The organism is Kitasatospora sp. NPDC051914 (assembly GCF_040680995.1).
Lineage (GTDB): Bacteria > Actinomycetota > Actinomycetes > Streptomycetales > Streptomycetaceae > Kitasatospora.
The window spans coordinates 1-17,072 of sequence record NZ_JBFAXX010000106.1; the positions used below are offsets into that span (position 1 = coordinate 1).

17 protein-coding genes and 2 pseudogenes are annotated in these 17,072 nt (G+C 73.2%); 7 read left to right on the plus strand and 12 right to left on the minus strand.

Features of this window, described 5'->3' with window-relative positions:
• Positions 1–119: 119 nt before the first annotated feature.
• Positions 120–3,347, minus strand: a complete 3,228-nt coding sequence (icmF, locus tag AB0M03_RS37530; protein WP_363500588.1) for a fused isobutyryl-CoA mutase/GTPase IcmF — start codon at positions 3,345–3,347, stop codon at positions 120–122.
• A gap of 288 nt (positions 3,348–3,635) precedes the next feature.
• On the opposite strand from icmF, the gene AB0M03_RS37535 reads away from it, so the two are divergent.
• Positions 3,636–4,145 carry a DUF5709 domain-containing protein gene (locus AB0M03_RS37535; RefSeq protein ID WP_363500591.1) on the plus strand — a complete coding sequence of 170 codons (510 nt, stop codon included), beginning with the start codon at positions 3,636–3,638 and terminating at the stop codon, positions 4,143–4,145.
• 112 nt (positions 4,146–4,257) lie between these two features.
• Positions 4,258–4,911, plus strand: a complete 654-nt coding sequence (locus tag AB0M03_RS37540; protein WP_363500594.1) for a hypothetical protein — start codon at positions 4,258–4,260, stop codon at positions 4,909–4,911.
• 27 nt (positions 4,912–4,938) lie between these two features.
• On the opposite strand, the gene AB0M03_RS37545 is transcribed toward AB0M03_RS37540, so the two are convergent.
• Complete coding sequence (locus AB0M03_RS37545) at positions 4,939–5,871, minus strand: hypothetical protein (RefSeq protein ID WP_363500597.1); 933 nt, start codon at positions 5,869–5,871, stop codon at positions 4,939–4,941.
• Positions 5,872–5,941: 70 nt separating this feature from the next.
• Here AB0M03_RS37545 and AB0M03_RS37550 point away from each other — a divergent pair, with 70 nt between their 5' ends.
• Entirely contained in the window at positions 5,942–6,574 is a 633-nt protein-coding gene (locus AB0M03_RS37550; protein ID WP_363500600.1) for a helix-turn-helix domain-containing protein, read from the plus strand.
• A gap of 180 nt (positions 6,575–6,754) precedes the next feature.
• A complete protein-coding gene (locus AB0M03_RS37555; RefSeq protein ID WP_363500603.1) occupies positions 6,755–7,447 on the plus strand; it encodes a VOC family protein in 693 nt (230 codons plus the stop codon).
• 28 nt (positions 7,448–7,475) lie between these two features.
• Here the strand turns inward: AB0M03_RS37555 and AB0M03_RS37560 are convergent, their stop codons facing one another.
• The 3 genes from AB0M03_RS37560 to AB0M03_RS37570 all read right to left on the minus strand — a co-directional run bounded on the left by AB0M03_RS37560 (position 7,476) and on the right by AB0M03_RS37570 (position 8,763).
• Positions 7,476–7,778, minus strand: coding sequence for a hypothetical protein (locus AB0M03_RS37560; protein ID WP_363500606.1), 303 nt, complete (start codon positions 7,776–7,778; stop codon positions 7,476–7,478).
• A 93-nt stretch (positions 7,779–7,871) separates the two neighbouring features.
• On the minus strand, positions 7,872–8,033 hold the full coding sequence (locus AB0M03_RS37565; RefSeq protein ID WP_363500609.1) for a hypothetical protein: 162 nt from the start codon (positions 8,031–8,033) through the stop codon (positions 7,872–7,874).
• Positions 8,034–8,199: 166 nt separating this feature from the next.
• Positions 8,200–8,763, minus strand: coding sequence for a PadR family transcriptional regulator (locus AB0M03_RS37570; protein ID WP_363500612.1), 564 nt, complete (start codon positions 8,761–8,763; stop codon positions 8,200–8,202).
• A gap of 126 nt (positions 8,764–8,889) precedes the next feature.
• On the opposite strand from AB0M03_RS37570, the gene AB0M03_RS37575 reads away from it, so the two are divergent.
• A complete protein-coding gene (locus AB0M03_RS37575; RefSeq protein WP_363500615.1) occupies positions 8,890–9,291 on the plus strand; it encodes a nuclear transport factor 2 family protein in 402 nt (133 codons plus the stop codon).
• A gap of 55 nt (positions 9,292–9,346) precedes the next feature.
• On the opposite strand, the gene AB0M03_RS37580 is transcribed toward AB0M03_RS37575, so the two are convergent.
• Together AB0M03_RS37580 and AB0M03_RS37585 are read right to left on the minus strand one after the other, a co-directional pair.
• A complete protein-coding gene (locus AB0M03_RS37580) occupies positions 9,347–9,733 on the minus strand; it encodes a VOC family protein (protein ID WP_363500618.1) in 387 nt (128 codons plus the stop codon).
• A gap of 102 nt (positions 9,734–9,835) precedes the next feature.
• Positions 9,836–10,438, minus strand: coding sequence for a TetR/AcrR family transcriptional regulator (locus AB0M03_RS37585; RefSeq protein WP_363500621.1), 603 nt, complete (start codon positions 10,436–10,438; stop codon positions 9,836–9,838).
• Positions 10,439–10,515: 77 nt separating this feature from the next.
• On the opposite strand from AB0M03_RS37585, the gene AB0M03_RS37590 reads away from it, so the two are divergent.
• Complete coding sequence (locus tag AB0M03_RS37590) at positions 10,516–11,655, plus strand: acyl-CoA dehydrogenase family protein (protein ID WP_363500624.1); 1,140 nt, start codon at positions 10,516–10,518, stop codon at positions 11,653–11,655.
• A gap of 146 nt (positions 11,656–11,801) precedes the next feature.
• Positions 11,802–12,623, plus strand: a complete 822-nt coding sequence (locus AB0M03_RS37595; RefSeq protein ID WP_363500627.1) for a class I SAM-dependent methyltransferase — start codon at positions 11,802–11,804, stop codon at positions 12,621–12,623.
• A gap of 99 nt (positions 12,624–12,722) precedes the next feature.
• On the opposite strand, the gene AB0M03_RS37600 is transcribed toward AB0M03_RS37595, so the two are convergent.
• The 5 genes and pseudogenes from AB0M03_RS37600 to AB0M03_RS37620 all read right to left on the minus strand — a co-directional run.
• A complete protein-coding gene (locus AB0M03_RS37600) occupies positions 12,723–13,523 on the minus strand; it encodes a VOC family protein (protein WP_363500630.1) in 801 nt (266 codons plus the stop codon).
• 271 nt (positions 13,524–13,794) lie between these two features.
• A complete protein-coding gene (locus tag AB0M03_RS37605) occupies positions 13,795–15,954 on the minus strand; it encodes a SpoIIE family protein phosphatase (protein ID WP_363500633.1) in 2,160 nt (719 codons plus the stop codon).
• A 75-nt stretch (positions 15,955–16,029) separates the two neighbouring features.
• A pseudogene (locus tag AB0M03_RS37610) lies at positions 16,030–16,352 on the minus strand (IclR family transcriptional regulator C-terminal domain-containing protein); the annotation flags it as partial.
• 72 nt (positions 16,353–16,424) lie between these two features.
• Positions 16,425–16,646: pseudogene (locus AB0M03_RS37615) on the minus strand (IS5/IS1182 family transposase); the annotation flags it as partial.
• A 128-nt stretch (positions 16,647–16,774) separates the two neighbouring features.
• On the minus strand, positions 16,775–17,072 hold a 298-nt coding region (locus AB0M03_RS37620), incomplete at its 5' end, for a cytosine permease (RefSeq protein ID WP_363500636.1).

Genomic DNA, 17,072 nt, shown 5'->3' on the forward strand with positions numbered 1-17,072 from the left:
CGGGGCCCCCCGCGCCCCCGGGCGGGGCGCGGCGCGCCGCGCCGCGCCGGGCCCCGCGGGGGGGCCGCGCCGGGGGGCCCCCCCCCCCCCGCCCGGTCAGGCGCTGCCGTCGGTGTGCCTCACACGTTCCTGCGGTACTGGCCGCCGACCTCGAAGAAGGCCTCGGTGACCTGCTGCAGGGAGCAGACCCGGGCGGCGTCCATGAGGACCTCGAAGACGTTCTCGCCGCTGATGGCGGCCGTCTTCAGCCGGGCGATCGCCTCCGCGGCCTCCGCGCCGTGCCCTCGCTGGTAGTCGCGGACGCGCTGCAGCTGGGACTCCTTCTCGGCCGTGGTGGCGCGGGCGAGCTCCAGCTGCTGGGGCTCGCCGTCGCCGCCGGGACGGCGGAAGGTGTTGACGCCGATGATGGGCAGGCTGCCGTCGTGCTTGCGCTGCTCGTACAGCATCGACTCGTCCTGGATGCGGCCGCGCTGGTAGCCGGTCTCCATGGCGCCGAGCACGCCGCCGCGCTCGTTGATGCGGTCGAACTCGGCGAGCACCGCCTCCTCGACGAGGTCGGTGAGCTGGTCGATGACGAACGAGCCCTGCAGGGGGTTCTCGTTCATGGCGAGGCCCCACTCGCGGTTGATGATGAGCTGGATGGCCAGCGCCCGGCGCACCGACTCCTCGGAGGGGGTGGTGACGGCCTCGTCGTAGGCGTTGGTGTGCAGCGAGTTGGCGTTGTCGTAGATGGCGATCAGCGCCTGCAGGGTGGTGCGGATGTCGTTGAAGTCCATCTCCTGGGCGTGCAGCGAGCGGCCCGAGGTCTGCACGTGGTACTTCAGCTTCTGGGAGCGCTCGTTGCCGCCGTACTTCTGCTTCATCGCGACGGCCCAGATCCGCCGGGCGACCCGGCCGAGCACCGAGTACTCCGGGTCCATGCCGTTGGAGAAGAAGAACGACAGGTTGGGCGCGAAGTCGTCGATGTGCATGCCGCGGGCCAGGTACGCCTCGACGTAGGTGAAGCCGTTGGCGAGGGTGAAGGCGAGCTGGCTGATCGGGTTCGCGCCGGCTTCGGCGATGTGGTAGCCGGAGATGGAGACGGAGTAGAAGTTGCGGACCTTGTTGGCGATGAACCACTCCTGGATGTCGGCCATCATCCGCAGCGAGAACTCGGTCGAGAACAGGCAGGTGTTCTGGCCCTGGTCCTCCTTGAGGATGTCCGCCTGCACCGTCCCGCGGACGTTCGCCAGCGCGTGCGCACGCAGCCCGGCCGCCTCCTCGGCCGACGGGTCTCGGCCCTCGGCGGCACGGAAGGCCTCGGTCTGCTGGTCGATCACGGTGTTGAGGAAGAACGCCAGGACGGTGGGCGCCGGACCGTTGATGGTCATGGACACCGAGGTGGTGGGCGCGGCGAGGTCGAAGCCGTCGTAGAGCGCCTTCATGTCCGCCAGGGTCGCGACCGAGACGCCGGAGGTGCCGACCTTGCCGTAGATGTCGGGGCGCTCGTCGGGGTCGCGGCCGTAGAGGGTGACCGAGTCGAAGGCGGTGGACAGCCGGGTGGCGGGCTGTCCCTCGGAGAGCAGCTTGAACCGGCGGTTGGTGCGGAACGGGTCGCCCTCGCCCGCGAACATGCGGGCCGGGTCCTCGCCGTCCCGCTTGAACGGGAACACGCCCGCGGTGAACGGGAAGAGCCCGGGCAGGTTCTCACGGCGCCAGAAGCCCACCAGTTCGCCGTGGTCGGTGAACCGGGGCAGCGCCACGCGCGGGATCCGGTTGCCCGACAGGGACTCGCGGGTCAGCTTGGTGCGGATCTCCTTGTCCCGGACGACGACGACCTGCTCGTCGCCCGAGTAGGAGGCCACCACGGCCGGCCAGTTCTCGATCTGCTCGGTGACCTCGTGCGGGAGCTGCTTGCGGGCGGTCGACAGCAGTGCCTCGACGTTCGCCGCGTCGTGGCCGGCGCCGGCGAGCTGGCCGCGGACCACGTCCAGGCGCTGCACCGACCGGGCCGCCTCGGTGAGCCGCTCGGTCTCGGCGTGGTAGCCGCGGACCGTCTCGGTGATCTCGGCGAGGTAGCGCACCCGCTCGGCGGGGACGACCTGGCGGATGCCGGAGGAGTGGCGTACGGAGACCTCCGGCAGGGCGCCCTCGGTCAGCGGCAGCCCGTGCTCGGCGAGAGCGGTCTTCAGGCTCTGGTAGAGCGCGGTGACCCCGTCGTCGTTGAAGGTGGCCGCGGAGGTGCCGAACACCGGCATGTCCTCGGGCCGCATGCCGAACGCCTCGCGGTTGCGGACCAGCTGGCGGCCCACGTCGCGCAGGGCGTCCTTGGCGCCGCGGCGCTCGAACTTGTTGATGGCGACGACGTCGGCGAAGTCGAGCATGTCGATCTTCTCGAGCTGGGAGGCGGCGCCGAACTCCGGCGTCATCACGTACAGCGAGGTGTCGACGAAGGGCACGATGGCGGCGTCGCCCTGGCCGATGCCGGGCGTCTCGACGATCACCAGGTCGAAGCCGGCGGCCTTGACGACGTCGAGCACGTCGGACAGGTGCTCGGGCAGCTCGTGGCTGCCGCGGGTGGCCAGGCTGCGGAAGAAGACCCGGCTCCCGTCCAGGGAGTTCATCCGGATCCGGTCGCCCAGCAGCGCGCCGCCGCCGCGGCGCCGGGTCGGGTCGACCGCGATGACCGCGATCCGCAGCTTGTCCTGCTGGTCGACGCGGAACCTGCGGACCAGCTCGTCGGTCAGTGAGGACTTGCCGGAGCCGCCGGTGCCGGTGATGCCCAGGACCGGGGTCACCCGTGCTGCGGCGGCGGCGCGCGCCCGCTCCAGGAAATCCGCGGGCAGCTTGCCCAGCTCCGCGCCGGTGATGCTGCGGGCGATCGCGAACCGGTCGCCGGCGAGCAGCGCGTCCACGTCGGCCGACCGGCCGTCCCACAGGTCGAAGTCGCAGTCCTTCACCACCGAGTTGACCATGCCGGCCAGGCCCATCCGCTGGCCGTCCTCGGGCGAGAAGATCGTCACGCCGCTGCTGCGCAGCCGGGCGATCTCCTCGGGCACGATCACGCCCCCGCCGCCGCCGACCACGCGGATGTGCTCGGCCCCGGCCTCGCGCAGCCGGTCGACGAGGTACTCGAAGTACTCCACGTGACCGCCCTGGTAGGACGAGACGGCCACGCCGTGGGCGTCCTCCTCGAGCGCGGCGTCCACGACCTCCTGCACGGACCGGTTGTGCCCGAGGTGGATGACCTCGGCGCCCTGGGACTGGAAGATCCGCCGCATGATGTTGATCGACGCGTCGTGCCCGTCGAACAGTGCCGACGCGGTGACCAGTCGGACGGGGTGCACGGGACGGTGCAGGTCACTCATGGAGGCCCTCAATCGGTTCGGTGAGACTACTCGGGAAGATAGTAGGACGTCCTAGTATTTTAGCAAGGAGCGATGCGACCAGACGCACATGTCACCCGGGTGGCGGCAGGCCCGGAGGCGGCGCCGGCCGGTGCGATCGGGTACGGGCCGCCTCCGGGGGCTCACTCGCCGTGTCCGGAGCCCCTCCCCCGACGCCGCGCCCCGCCTTTCCGGCACGGGTGTCCTCGGTGGATGCGGGTACACGCGCCCACCAGGGGGAAGGGGGACAGAGACGATCGGGAGGCCGTGATGAGCGACAGTGGCAGGGGGGACGAGGTCTACCAGCCCGCGGACAGCAGCGGCGAGCAGGCCGACGCATCCGCGTTGGACCTGCAGAACGCGCTCGACGAGCGGACCTACGACGAGCTCCTCGACGAGGGCTGGTCACCGCCCGAGAGACCGCTCGGCGTCCAGCAGGCCGGAACCACGGCCGGGGAGCAGCGCGACCGCGAGTCGCTCGACGAGCGGCTGGCCCGCGAGCTCCCCGACCAGGACCCGGACCCGGGCGATCGCATCGGCGACCTGGCCGACGGCGACGGCGAGCCGGTCGACCCCGAGGCGGGCACCGTGCGGGCCGGGCGCCTGGTCGCCCCCGACGAAGGAGCCCACCCGAGGACGACGGGGCTCTACGCCGCCGACGTGGGCATCGACGCCGGCGCGGCCGGCGCGGAGGAAGCGGCCGTGCACGTGGTGACGGAGCAGGACCTCGACAACCTCGGCGACCAGGACACCGCGGACGACGGCACGCCCTGGCCCTGACACCCGGCCCACCCGACTCGACCGGCAGCGCACCGCCCCGGACCGGCCGCGTCCCGGCCGCGGCGGCACGGGACCTGTGCCGGTGTCAGCGACGGCCGGCACCATAGCGATCATGAGCCGGATCATTTCGTACAGCACTGCCGACAAAGCCGACGTCCTGGGATTCCTCGGGGCCGCCGACCGCCTGACGCCGGACCAGCAACGCGTCCTCGGCATGATGCGCGACATGGCACGGAGGAGCCAGCTCGAACTCGACCGCCAGGGCATCGACTGGGGCCTGTCCGTCCCCGATGCGCTCGACCACCTCGTGGCCGGTCACGCGGGTTCGGACGCCGACTACGCGGCCGGCGCCTACTACCGGGCCCTCCAGCACGTCATCGACTGCAACGCCTCCGATCCCTCCGAACTCGGCGTGTACTCCAAGCCCTCCACCTTCTTCGGCCTGCTCGACGAGGAACTGCGCCGCCTGGGCGTGAGCGCCGACCTGCTCCTGCACGACCACCTGTTCTCGGGCCCGCCGGAGGAGATCCCGTTCCACATCCCCTTCCCCGTGGACGGGCCGCACATCGGCATGTTCCCCCTGGCCAAGGCCAAGCCCGCGGCGGACGCCTACCGTGCCGTGCTCGACCGGATGGACGACGGCTTCACGTACGACGTCCATGAACTGATCGAGAAGCTCGAGTTCGAGCACACCGAGTGGGAGTACGCCACCGAGAACATCGACTGGTACACCCAGGACACGATCTTCTTCTCCATCACCGGCTGACCGCCCGGTCCGCCCGGTCCGCGGCATTCACCGGAACTCGATGCCGAGGCCTTCGGGGACGTCGGCCAGCGGGAGGACGTCGGGCAGGTGGTGGACGCCCGCTGCCAGACCGGTCGCGGCCCGGGCGGCCAGCACGGCCAGCACGGCGGTCGCGTGCGACTGCGACCGGCCGTGGGCCCACCGCGCGGCGCCCTCCGCGCCCCGGGCGAGGACCCACCAGCGGTCCGTGCCGGGCAGGTGCATCCCGCGGGGCGCCCGGTCCGCGCCCGGCACCCTGGTCATCACCGCCAGTGCCGCGGTGGCCGCCCGGGAGTCCAGTCCGAAGTAGCTGCGCACGGGGGCGCCCAGACGGGCGGTCAGCGTGTGCTGGTCGGAGAAGTCCGCCCGGTACAGCCGGCGTCGCCCGAGTCCGGGGATCTCGAAGGCCTCCGGGCGGGTGTAGTTGCGGACGGGCCTGCCGCCGCGGGTGTCCGGGAAGTGCCGGCCGAGCAGCCGGTAGCTCCACTCGGTCGCCGCGGCGCCGTGCCGTTCACCGGCGCCCAGGACCACGGCGAGGTCGATCGGCCCGGGTGCCGCCGCGTGCAGCGCGGTGGCCAGCATTCCGCTCAGCCCGGGGGCGAGCCCCACGCTGAGCAGCACCGGCGCGGCGGGCTCCAGCGCCTCCAGGGCGGCGACGCAGGACGTGCTCGCGGTGATGTCGACGAACGCCGTCCCGAAGTCCGCGGCCGCCACGGCGAGAGCGGGATCCTCGGCCCCCGACGCGTTGACCACGACGTCCGCATCGGCCAGCGCCGCCCGGTACGCCCCGCCCTCGCCGTCCCGCACCGCCCGCAGATCGAGCACCCGGTCGGCCCGCGCCGGGTCGCGCCCCGCGGCCCATGCCGTGTCGCCGCCGGCCCGCAGCCGATCCACGATCCTGGCGCCGACGGCGCCGTAGCCGCCCAGTACGAGAACCCTCATCCCGCCCCCAGTCACTAGAGTCAATCTCTAGAGCCGGACTCTAGCGAATCGCCGGACTAGGCTCCACCCCATGAGCGAGGTCAGGGGCGGCGGTCGGCGGACCGAGAAGGCAAGGGAGACGCGGCGCCGGATGCTGGACGCCGCGCGCGGTCTGTTCACCGAGCAGGGATACGGGGCGACCACGCTGCAGCACGTGGCCGACCGGGCGGGCGTCGCCGTACAGACGATCTACTTCACCTTCGGCAACAAGCGGTCGCTGCTCAAGGAGCTGGTGGACGTCACCGTCGCCGGCGACGACGAGCCGGTGGCCACCATGGACCGGCCGTGGTTCCGCGACGCGCTGGCCGCCCCGACCGCCGAGGAGCACCTGAGGGCGCACGTCGGTGGGACCAGGGCGATCCTCGACCGGATGGCGGCCATCGACGAGATGGTCTGCGTGGCCTGCGCGACCGATCCCGAGGTCGCCGCGCTCTGGCCGAAGGAGAACGACCCTCGGCTCACCGTCCAGGCGGCGGCCGCCGCGGCCCTGGTCGGCAAGCCGGGCGCCCGCCCGGGAGTCCCGGCCGAACGGGCCGCGGACCTGCTGTACGGACTGCTCAGCACCGAGGTGTACCTGCTGTTCGTCCGGGACCGCGGCTGGACGCCGCACGCCTGGGAGCAGTGGGCCTTCGAGACCCTCCGCTCCCAGCTGTGCGAGGACTGACCGGCGCCGTCCCGGCGGGTGCCGAAAGACGGTCACCACCCGGACGGGGCGGGCCGGAGCGGACGGTCACCACCTTGCGGGCCCCTGCGCGGCAGGGCGCCTCAGGCCAGTTATTAGTAGGATTTCAAGGGTTTGCGCGAAGGCCCGCCGGCCGCGGGAACGGGCTGCCAGCATGGCGGGATGGAGCAACCACTGAGCGGCCCGGCGGCGTCCGAGGCGGTCAACGACCACGGCTGGCGCTACGTGCTGGGCACTCTGCAGACGTTCGTCCCGGTCCGGTCGCTGGCTCAGGGAACAGCCCTGGCGTCGGAGGCCGTGGCGGTGTGCGGCAGTGATGCCGATCGGCATCTCCGGGTCGACGTACGCCGCGGGACGGTGCTGCTCGCCCTGCAGTCGTCGGACCACGCGGCGGTCACCACCCGGGACGTCGAACTCGCGCACCGGATCTCCGCCGCCGTGCACGGGGCGGGGCTGCGGACGGAGCCGGGGATCGGGACGCGGGCACCGCGGTCCGTCCAGCTCGTGGAGATCGGGATCGACGCGCTGGACATCGCCGGGATCCGGCCGTTCTGGAAGGCGGTCCTCGGCTACACCGACGAGCCCGGCGGCGGAGGACCGGAAGATCCGCTGATCGACCCGCTCGGCCCCGGGCCCGCGGTCTGGTTCCAGCAGATGGACGAGGCGCGCCCGCAACGCAACCGCATCCACCTGGACATTTCCGTGCCGCACGACGAGGCGCCCCGGCGGATCGAAGCTGCGCTGGCGGCCGGGGGCCGAATGGTCTCCGCGGCCCGTGCCCCTGCCTTCTGGGTGCTGTCCGACCCGGAGGGGAACGAGGCGTGCGTGACCACGTGGCAGGGCCGGGACGGCTGAGCCGCGGCCCAGCCGTCCCGGCCGGCGTTCAGTCCTGGAGGGTCCGTTCGTTCAGCAGGTCGAGGTTCCGGAACACCGGGGGCCCGTCGCACAGCGCCGCGGCCTGCGCCGCGAACTCCGCCGTCTCCGGGCGGTCGGAGTTGGCCATCGCCTGCTCGTAGGAGGGGAACTCCACGATGTTCAGGTACACGTTCTCCGCGTCGCGGTCGCGGGTCTGCAGGGCCCTCGTCGCCAGACGGTTCCCCTCGTTCTTCTCCACCCAGCTGTCCAGCAGGGCGTTGAACTCGTCGATGCGGCTCGTCCGGTACTCGATGATCTGAATGAACCTCACGCCTTGACCTCCTCGACTCGGCGGACGGGCAGCCGTCCGCCGTCCAGCGTCTCCCGGCGGCCGGCGCCCCGCAAAGGCAGGCAGCCACCCGGCTCAGTCCCCGGCGCCCGGGCCCCCCGGAGGAGGCCTGAGTGCCGGGCGGCGGGCCACCGGTCCGCCCTCCGGGTCGGCGACGGTGGCCGGTCCGTCCACGGGGAAGGTGCGCAGCCTGACCGACTGGCCGTCGGCGAATTCGAACTCGAGGAACTCTGCCACGGAGGGATTCTCCCGGAGGCCGGCCGCGGGTGCGCCGCGATCCGGGAATCATGGCGGAACTGTTCGTCCGACAGGTCGTCATGTACCGGTTCCGGCAGGGAGATTGCCCGACGGCCCCTGGCGGCAGTGGCGGCCGGCTGCCGAGGCGGCACCGGTTCTCCGCCGGTCACTGCACGGCGGCCGCGCGGCGTTCCAGGACGGCGAGGGCCAGGCGCCCCCAGCGGATGTTCTCCTCCTCGAAGGCGATGCCGCGCAGCAGGGTGAGGTAGGGGCCCACCCGCTCGGCCCGGGCGAGGAACTCGTCCTCGCCGTGCCCGTCGAGGAGCCTGGTCCGCAGCCGCCCGTAGCGGGCGAGCTTGGCCTCGGCCCAGGTGATCCGCTCGGTGATCGCAGCCCGCACGCCGTCCAGGTCGCCGGCGTCCACGGCCCTGACCTTCACCATCAGTTCGTCGCGGACGGCGCCGGGGCGCAGCGGGTCGGCGGTGAAGACGCGCAACTGCTCCCGGCCGGCCTCGGTGAGCGAGAAGAGGCGCTTGTTGGGCCGCCGCTCCTGCTGGACGGTACGGGCCCGGACGAGGCCCTCGGCCTCCATCCGCTCGAGCTCCCGGTAGAGCTGCTGGGGGGTGGCCATCCAGTAGTTGGCGACGGACGCGTCGAACTCCTTGGCCAGGTCGTACCCGGACGCCTCGCCCTCCAGAAGTGCGGCCATGACCGCGTTGCGCAACGCCATTGGGACAGCGTAGCCCGCGCGCGGGGCCGTCTCCGGTGCTGCCCTGGACAGCGGCCGGGGGTGGGGCCTAGTGTCCGATGCACCTAGTCAACTATTTGAGTATGTGGTTTCTGTGGAGGTGACCGGATGCACCCCTTCCGCGAGGCCGTGGAGCGGCGCGACCCAGCCGCGCTCGAGGCGCTGCTCGCCGAGGACGTCGTGTTCACCAGCCCCGTCGCTTTCAAGCCGTACCCGGGCAAGGCGATCACCGCGGCGATCCTGCGCGCGGTGATGCAGGTCTTCGAGGACTTCCGCTACGTGCGGGAGTTCGAGAGCCCGGACGGCCGCGGCCATGCGCTGGCGTTCACCGCGACGGTCGACGGCCGGCGGGTCGACGGCTGCGACTTCCTGCACACCGACGAGAACGGCCTGATCGACGACCTCACGGTCATGGTCCGCCCCCTCTCCGGGGCGCAGGCACTCGCCGCGGCGATGGCCGCCAGGTTCGACCAGATCACCCGCGAGGCACTGGAGGCCTCCAGCCGCTGAACGCCCGTCGGGCCGTCCCTCGGACGGGCGGCCCGACCGCTGCGCACCCTGCCGGTCAGCCGCCGGTCTGCTCGGTCACGCAGAGGATGTTGCCCTCGGTGTCCTTGAACCAGGCGGCGCGCATCCCCTCGGCCTCCGCGACGCCGTCGACGGTCTTCAGGTCGGGCAGGTCGTAGTCCTCGAAGGTGACTCCGCGGTCGCGCAGCGCCTTCATCTCGGCGTCCAGGCTCGAGACCTTCCAGCTGGCCAGGGTGTGCTCGGCCTGGCCGCCGTACGGCGTCTCGTACATGCCGAAGCGGGTGCCGCCGCACTCGAAGGTGACCTCCGCCGGATTCTCCTCGACGAGAGCCAGCCCCAGCGTGTCGCGGTAGAAAGCCTTGGCCCGTTCCAGGTCGGCAACCGGGATGACGGGAAGGAGTGGTGCGTCAGCAAGCATGTCCATCGCCTCCTCCTCCCAGGCTAGTTCCGGCGACACCACCGCGCCCGGGCCGCCGCACCCGGGCCGCCGCCGAAGGTCCCGCCGACCCGCCGGCCCCGCGGACGCTCAGCGGGCGAGGCCGTGCAGCAGCAGCTCGGCGAGGTGGGCGTAGGCGTCGGCGTCGGCCAGCCCGGTGGCGGCGGCCACCTGGCGCTGCTGGATCCGCACCATCACCGAGGTGATCACGTCGGCGGCGAAGGCCACGTGCACCTCGCGGAAGGCCCCGTCGGCCACACCCTCGTCGATCAGCTCCTGGACGCGCCGCGCCGCCGCACGGGTGTTGCGCTCGTACACCTCGGCCGCGGGCTCGAAGTCCGCCAGGTCGTCGAAGAACCGCCCGGACACCGGGGCGAGTTCGGCGGCCACCGCGGTGAGGTAGGCGGCCAGCCGCTCGGCCGGGTCGCTCTCGGCGGCCAGTGCCCCCTCCACGCGCACGGTGGCGCGCCTGAAGAAGTGCACCACGGCCGCCCGGACGAGCTGCTCCTTGCTGCCCGCGAGGCCGTACAGCGTGCGCTTGGAGCAGCGCAGCCGGGCGGCCAGGTCGTCCAGGGTCAGCTGGGCGAAGCCTTCGGCGATCAGGAGGGCGGTCAATTCCTCGAACAGTTCAGTCCGGCGGGCGGCGCCGCGTCCGGTCAGCTTCGGGGCGTCGCCGGGGTGGGGTTCGATCACGCGTCCAGTATTCCAGGGCCTTATGGTCTACTCTATGCGGTACTGAAGTACCGCAACGAGTACCGTTTGGAGTTCCCATGGCCGTCGACCGGCTCCTCCCCACCCAGGAGGCCGAGGACTTGATCGCGCTCACCCGCGAGATCGCCGACCGGGAGCTGGCGACGCGGGTCGAGCAGCACGAGAACGACGAGAGCTACCCCGAGGGCCTGTTCACCCTGCTGGGCAAGGCCGGCCTGCTGGGCCTGGCCTACCCCGAGGAGTACGGCGGCGGCGGCCAGCCGTACGAGGTCTACCTCCAGGTGCTCGAGGAGCTCGCCGCGCGCTGGGCCGCCGTGGCCGTGGCGACCAGCGTCCACACCCTGGCCTGCCACCCGCTGTACGCCTTCGGCACCGAGGAGCAGAAGAAGCGCTGGCTGCCGGACATGCTCGGCGGCGCGATGGTCGGCGGCTACAGCCTCTCCGAGCCGCAGGCCGGCTCCGACGCGGCCGGGCTCGGCTGCAAGGCCGAGGCCGCCGACGGCGGGTACCGCATCACCGGCACCAAGGCGTGGATCACCCACGGCGGCAAGGCCGACTTCTACGCCCTGTTCGCCCGCACCGGCCCCGGCAACCACGGCGTCTCCTGCTTCCTCGCCCCGGGCGAGACCGAGGGCCTGACCTTCGGCAAGCCCGAGCGCAAGATGGGCCTGCAGGCCGTCCCCACCACCTCCGCCCACTGGGACGGCGCGCTGCTCGGCGCCGACCGCCTGATCGGCACCGAGGGCCAGGGCCTGCAGATCGCGTTCAGCGCGCTGGACAACGGCCGCCTCGGCATCGCCGCCTGCGCCACCGGCCTCGCCCAGTCCGCGCTGGACGCCGCCGTCGCCTACGCGAAGGAGCGGACGACCTTCGGCCGCCGCATCATCGACCACCAGGGCCTGGGCTTCCTGCTCGCCGACATGGCCGCCGCGGTCGACTCCGCCCGCGCCACCTACCTCGACGCCGCCCGACGCCGGGACGCGGGCCGGCCCTTCAGCCGCCAGGCCAGCGTCGCCAAGCTGATCGCCACCGACGCCGCCATGAAGGTCACCACCGACGCCGTCCAGGTGCTCGGCGGCTACGGCTACACCCGGGACTTCCCGGTCGAGCGGTACATGCGCGAGGCGAAGATCATGCAGATCTTCGAGGGCACCAACCAGATCCAGCGCCTGGTCATCAGCCGCGGCCTGGCCGGCTGACCCACGCCGTCCCGACGGCCCGCCCCGCCTCCGGGGCGGGCCGGTCGACTCGGCACCTCCCGAACCGCAGCGCGGGTGCGTCCCGCAATGCCTAGTCTCGAATGGTCGGCACGGTGCACTCCGCACCTGCGGGACGGGAGGACGGGATGGCCGTCGATCCGGCAGGGCCCCAACAGTCCGGACAGCCACGGGGCGGCGGGTACGGCGAGGCGCTCTTCGAGCCCTGGCGGCCCGGCGAGGGCGAGCGCATCGACCTGGGCTCGCTCGCCTACGACGACACCACCCGCCGCCGCCTGCTCGCCCTCGGCGTCGGACCGGGCAGCCGCTGCCTGGAGGTCGGTGCCGGCACCGGCACCGTCGCACGCTGGCTCGCCGAGGAGGTCGGCGTCGCCGAAGTGCTGGCCGTCGACCGGGACGTCCGCTTCCTCGAACCGCACGCCGGCGGCACCCTCCACACCCTGGCCGCCGACGTCACCGCCCCCGACTTCGATCCCGGCCGCTTCGACCTGGTGCACGCCCGCTTCGTCCTGATGCACCTCCCCGAACACCGGCAGGTCGCGGCCCGGCTGGCCGGCCTGCTCCGCCCCGGCGGCCACCTCGTCCTCGGCGACGCGATCGACCTCACCACCGCCGCCCCGCCGGACAGCCCGTACCGGCTGGCGATGCGCGCCATGTGGCGGGCCCTGCACACCACCATCGGCACCGACGTCGGCTGGACCCCGCAGTACCCGCGGCTGCTGGCCGGCATCGGCCTGACCGGCGTCGGCGCCGAGGTCACCGTGCCGCCGCTGACCGTCGGCAGCCCGATCGCCGCCTTCTGGCTCGACACCTGGAAGCGGTCCCGCCCGGCCATGCTCACCACCGGACTGGTCACCGAGAACACCCTGGCCGTGGCCGAACAGGCCCTCGCCGACGGCACCGCCGCCGACCTCTCCCCCGGCCTGATCACGGCCTGGGGCCGCCGCTGACCGCGGCAAGCCGCGGGAACTGCGCAATCCGGGAACGGGCAGCCACGGTCTGTGCAAGCGTCCATATCCGAATTACGCAGTTTCCCGCACCCCTGAGGGTCAGCTGGGCGGGGAGGGCTTGAGGAGGACGAAGTCGGCGCCGTTGGGGTCGACGCAGACGGCGAGCCGGCCGACGCCGGGGGCGTCTTCGGGTTCCATCTGCAGGCTGCCGCCGTTGGCCTTCACCCGGGCGGCTGCGGCGTCGGTGTCGTCCACGGCGAACACCGGGTGCCAGTAGGGGCGGCCCTTGGTGAGCGTCAGGTGCTCGGGCGGCAGCTGCATCAGGCCGCCGTGCATGCGGTCCGCGGGGAGCCCGGCGGGGGTGATCAGCCAGTAGGTGCCCGGTGCGTCGCCGGGCATCGGCATGGCCTCGGTCTGCCAGCCGAAGAGGGTGCCGTAGAACTCGCGGGCTGCGGCCTCGTCGGTGGTGTAGAGCTCCGTCCAGCACAGGCTGCCGGGCTCGTCGACGGCCTCCAGACCGGGTTCGGCGGCGGCCTGCCAGACGGCGAACTGCCCGCCCTGGGGGTCGGAGAACTGGGCCATCCGGCCGTCCTCGCCGGCGTCCATCGGCGCGGCCCGGACGGTGCCGCCGAGCCGCTCCACGGTCTCGGCGGCGGCGTCCGCGTCGGTGGTCCTGTAGTAGATCATCCAGGCGGAACGGGCGCCCTCCTCGGTGAGCGGGCCGATCGCCCCCACCACCTTGCCCTTGTTGCGCAGTGCCGTGTAGCCGCCGGCCTCCTCGCCGTAGGACTTGGCCTCCCAGCCGAACACGGCGGTGTAGAAGGCGGCCGCCGCGTCCACGTCGGGGGCGCCGAGGTCCAGCCAGCACGGGGAACCGGGTACGAAATCCGTAGTGATCACGTCTTCTCCCATCGAGAGTGCCACCGGGGTTCGGCACCGCGGTGGCCACCGCGGCCCAGCCTCCCAGCGGCCCCGGGCCCCCGCCCGTCGGCACGCCACCCGCCGCGGCATCCGGCGGACGCGCCCTCACGGCAGGTGGCCTCGACCGCGGCAAGGCCGTACCCGCACACCCGGCCCCGGGCCCGCCGACTGCCGCTCCGGGCACGCCTGCACCGGTCCGCGCAGCGCACCGGCGCCCGCCCGAACGACCCGAGCCACGACGCCGGGCCCGTCAGCCGAAGGCCAGGGCCGGGAGGTCGGCGGACTCCTTCAGTTCGGCCCAGACCGTCTTGCCGCGCCGGGCGTGGCGGGTACCCCAGTGCTCGGCGAACCGGGCGACCAGGAGCAGGCCGCGCCCGCCCTCGTCGAAGATCCGGGCGCGGCGCAGGTGCGGACTGGTGCTGCTGGCGTCGGACACCTCGCACAGCAGGGTGCGGGTGGCGGCGCCTCCCCGTTCGCCGGGGGGCCTCGGGAGGATGAGGCGCAGGCTGATCGGGGGGCGGCCGTAGCGGACGGCGTTGGTGACCAGTTCGCTGACCACCAGTGCGGCGCCGAAGTCGAACTCCTCCAGCCCCCAGGCGGTCAGCTGCCGGGAGACGTCCGTGCGGACCCGGGCGACGGCTGCCGGGTCGGCGGCCACGTCCCAGCTGGCGACCCGGTCGGCCCCCAGGGCGCGGGTGCGTGCGACGAGCAGCGCGACGTCGTCGTCGGGCCGCTCGGGCAGCAGGGTCTCGAGCACCGTGTCGCAGACCGCCTCCAGGGAGGGGGCGGGCCTGGCGAGCGCGTGCCGCAGTGCGGCGAGGCCCGCGTCGACGTCGTGGCTGCGGGCCTGGATCAGGCCGTCGGTGTACAGGGCGATCAGGCTGCCCTCGGGCAGGTCGATCTCCGCCGTCTCGAACGGCAGACCGCCCAGGCCCAGCGGCGGGCCGGGGGGCAGGTCCAGGAGGTCCGCCTTGCCGTCCCCGACGACCACGGCGGGCGGCACGTGCCCGGCGCGGGCCAGGGTGCAGCAGCGGGCGACCGGGTCGTAGACCGCGTACAGGCAGGTGGCGCCGATGTCCCCGTCGGCCTCGGCGTCGGGGCCGGCGGAGGCTTCGGCGGACAGCCGCAGCACGACGTCGTCCAGGTGGGTGAGGAGTTCCTCGGGCGGCAGGTCGATGTCGGCCAGGGTGCGAACGGCCGTCCGCAGCCGGCCCATGGTGGCGGCGGCGCGGACGCCGTGGCCGACCACGTCGCCGACCACGAGGGCGACCCGGGCGCCGGAGAGCGGGATGACGTCGTACCAGTCGCCGCCCACTCCGGCCTCGGAGCCGGCCGGCCGGTAGCGGTAGGCGACGTCCACGGCCGACTGCTCCGGCGTCTCCCGCGGGAGCAGGCTGCGCTGCAGGGTGAGCGCGGTGGAGCGGGCGTGCGTGTAGCGGCGGGCGTTGTCGACGGCGACCGCGGCCCTGGCGGCGATCTCCTGGGCGATGAGGAGGTCCTCGTCGTCGTAGCGGGCCGGGCCGCCGTGCCGGGTGAACTCGGCGACACCCAGGGTGGTGCCGCGGGCGCGCAGCGGCACCACCAGACAGGCACCGGGCGGCTCACCGACCGCGGCCGCGCCGCCGTGCCGGGTGGCGCGTCCGGCGGACAGCGCGAGCGCGGTCGGCGATCCGTCCGGTGGGGTGTGGAGCTGCTGCGGCGCCACGGCCGGGTCCGGGCCCGTCCCGGACGCCGGTGCCTGGGCGGTGCGGCGCAGCAGGAGCCGGCCGTCCCTCGTGCCGTTCTGTCCGCGGAGCACGCGGTCGAGCAGGTCGACGGTGGCGAGATCGGCGAAGGACTCCGTGGCGAAGTCCGCCAGCTCCTGGGTGGTGCGGGCGATGTCGAGTGTGGTCCCGATGCGTGCGCCCGCCTCGTTCACCATGGCCGTGCGTCGGCGGAGCCTGCGGTCCCGTTCCTCCTGGAACGCCGCGACGCCCTGCTCGGACGTCCGGTCCACGTAGGCGGTCGCCATCGCGATCAGCTCGCGGGCCGCCGCGCCGACCAGCTCCGGATCACCGGTGAGCCGGGGAATCTCCGCGAGCAGCCGGTCGAGGGCGACCCCCTGGGCCAGCCGGAAACCGCGGAGCATGGTACTGAGCGGAACACCGCGCCGGGCCAGTTTCCGCGCTCGCTCCTCGTCGGCGGGCGGCCGTGCGATGCTGCCCGGGTCGACGGCGTGCTCGAGGCCGAACAGCACGGCACGGATGTGCTCGGCGATGCTCTGCGAGGCCGTCCGGCCGACGTCCGGGTCGTCCCACAGACCCGGGAGCTCGCGCCGCAGGCAGCGTTCCACGTCGGCTGTCAGCTCGTCCGCTCTCGAGCCGAGTTCGTGCGCGGCTCGCGACACAAGACCGTCGGCCGTGAACTCCACACTTTCGACGGTACGCCGCGTGCGCCCGTTCCTCCGACCGGCGGAGCGGAGCGGGCCGGGTGTGGCATGCACCCGTCAGCCACCGGTGCGCAGGACGCGGGAGAGCCACCGGGCCGCCGTCCGCACGGCGGGCGCCGGCCGGGCCGGACTGAAACGGGCCCGCGGGACGGCCACCGACAGGGCGGCCGCCGGTGAAAACCGGGGCCGCGATGCAGCACACCCCCGATGGCCGCCTCCTGCTCCTCGTAGGCGAGGCCGGAGACCTGGATCCTCCCCAGGGCCGTGCGCAGCCGCGCCGGGTCGGTGATCGAGTACGGGGTGAGGCCCGGCAGCGGCCTCGCCGGCACCTCCTCGGTCAGCTCGGCGCCGGAGAAGGCGAGCAGGGCCTTCAAGAGGCCGACATCCAGGACAGGATGACGTGGGCCGTGCCGGCCCACGGTGCGCAGCGATGTGACAAAGGCAGCGAAGTGGTCACCCTTGCGCTCGTAGCGGCGGAAGCTGCTCAGCGATGACACGGTTCGCTCGATCACCCAGCGGTGTCGGCCAAGGCGGGCCGAGGACTCGATGCCGCGGCGGGCGATGCGGACGGTGATTCGGCGTCGCCGCAGTTAGGAGCGGATGAGCCGGTGGTCGTGCGCTTTGTCGGTGTGTACCTTGCCGGGCCTGCGCCGCCTGCGACCGCGGCGTATGGAGGGTGCGCTGCGTCAGAGGTTGTTCCAGGGGTACCGGTCGAGCAGGTCCGCCGTCACTACGGCTCCGTGCTGCCGTCCGACGACCGGGGGCGGGGCTACCAGTGATCCCGGCGGCCCCGCCCCCGCCGTCATCGTGCCGTTCTGCGGGAACCGATGCCGAGCGCGGTGTAGAGCGCGAGGGACGAGGCGAAGCCGACCGCCCAGCCGTAGTCGGCCAGCGGCTTGAGGAGGGGGATCAGGCCGTCGGCGGGGAAGGGGCCGCCGTAGGAGCCGCCGACGGCGAGCAGGCCGCCGACGAGGAAGGCGAGCAGGGCGCGCCAGTTCCAGCCGCCGGTGTACCAGTAGCGGCCGTGCGGGCGGTAGAGGTCGGCGAGGTCGAGCGAGGTGCGGCGGACGATCCAGTAGTCGGCGATGAGGATGCCGGCG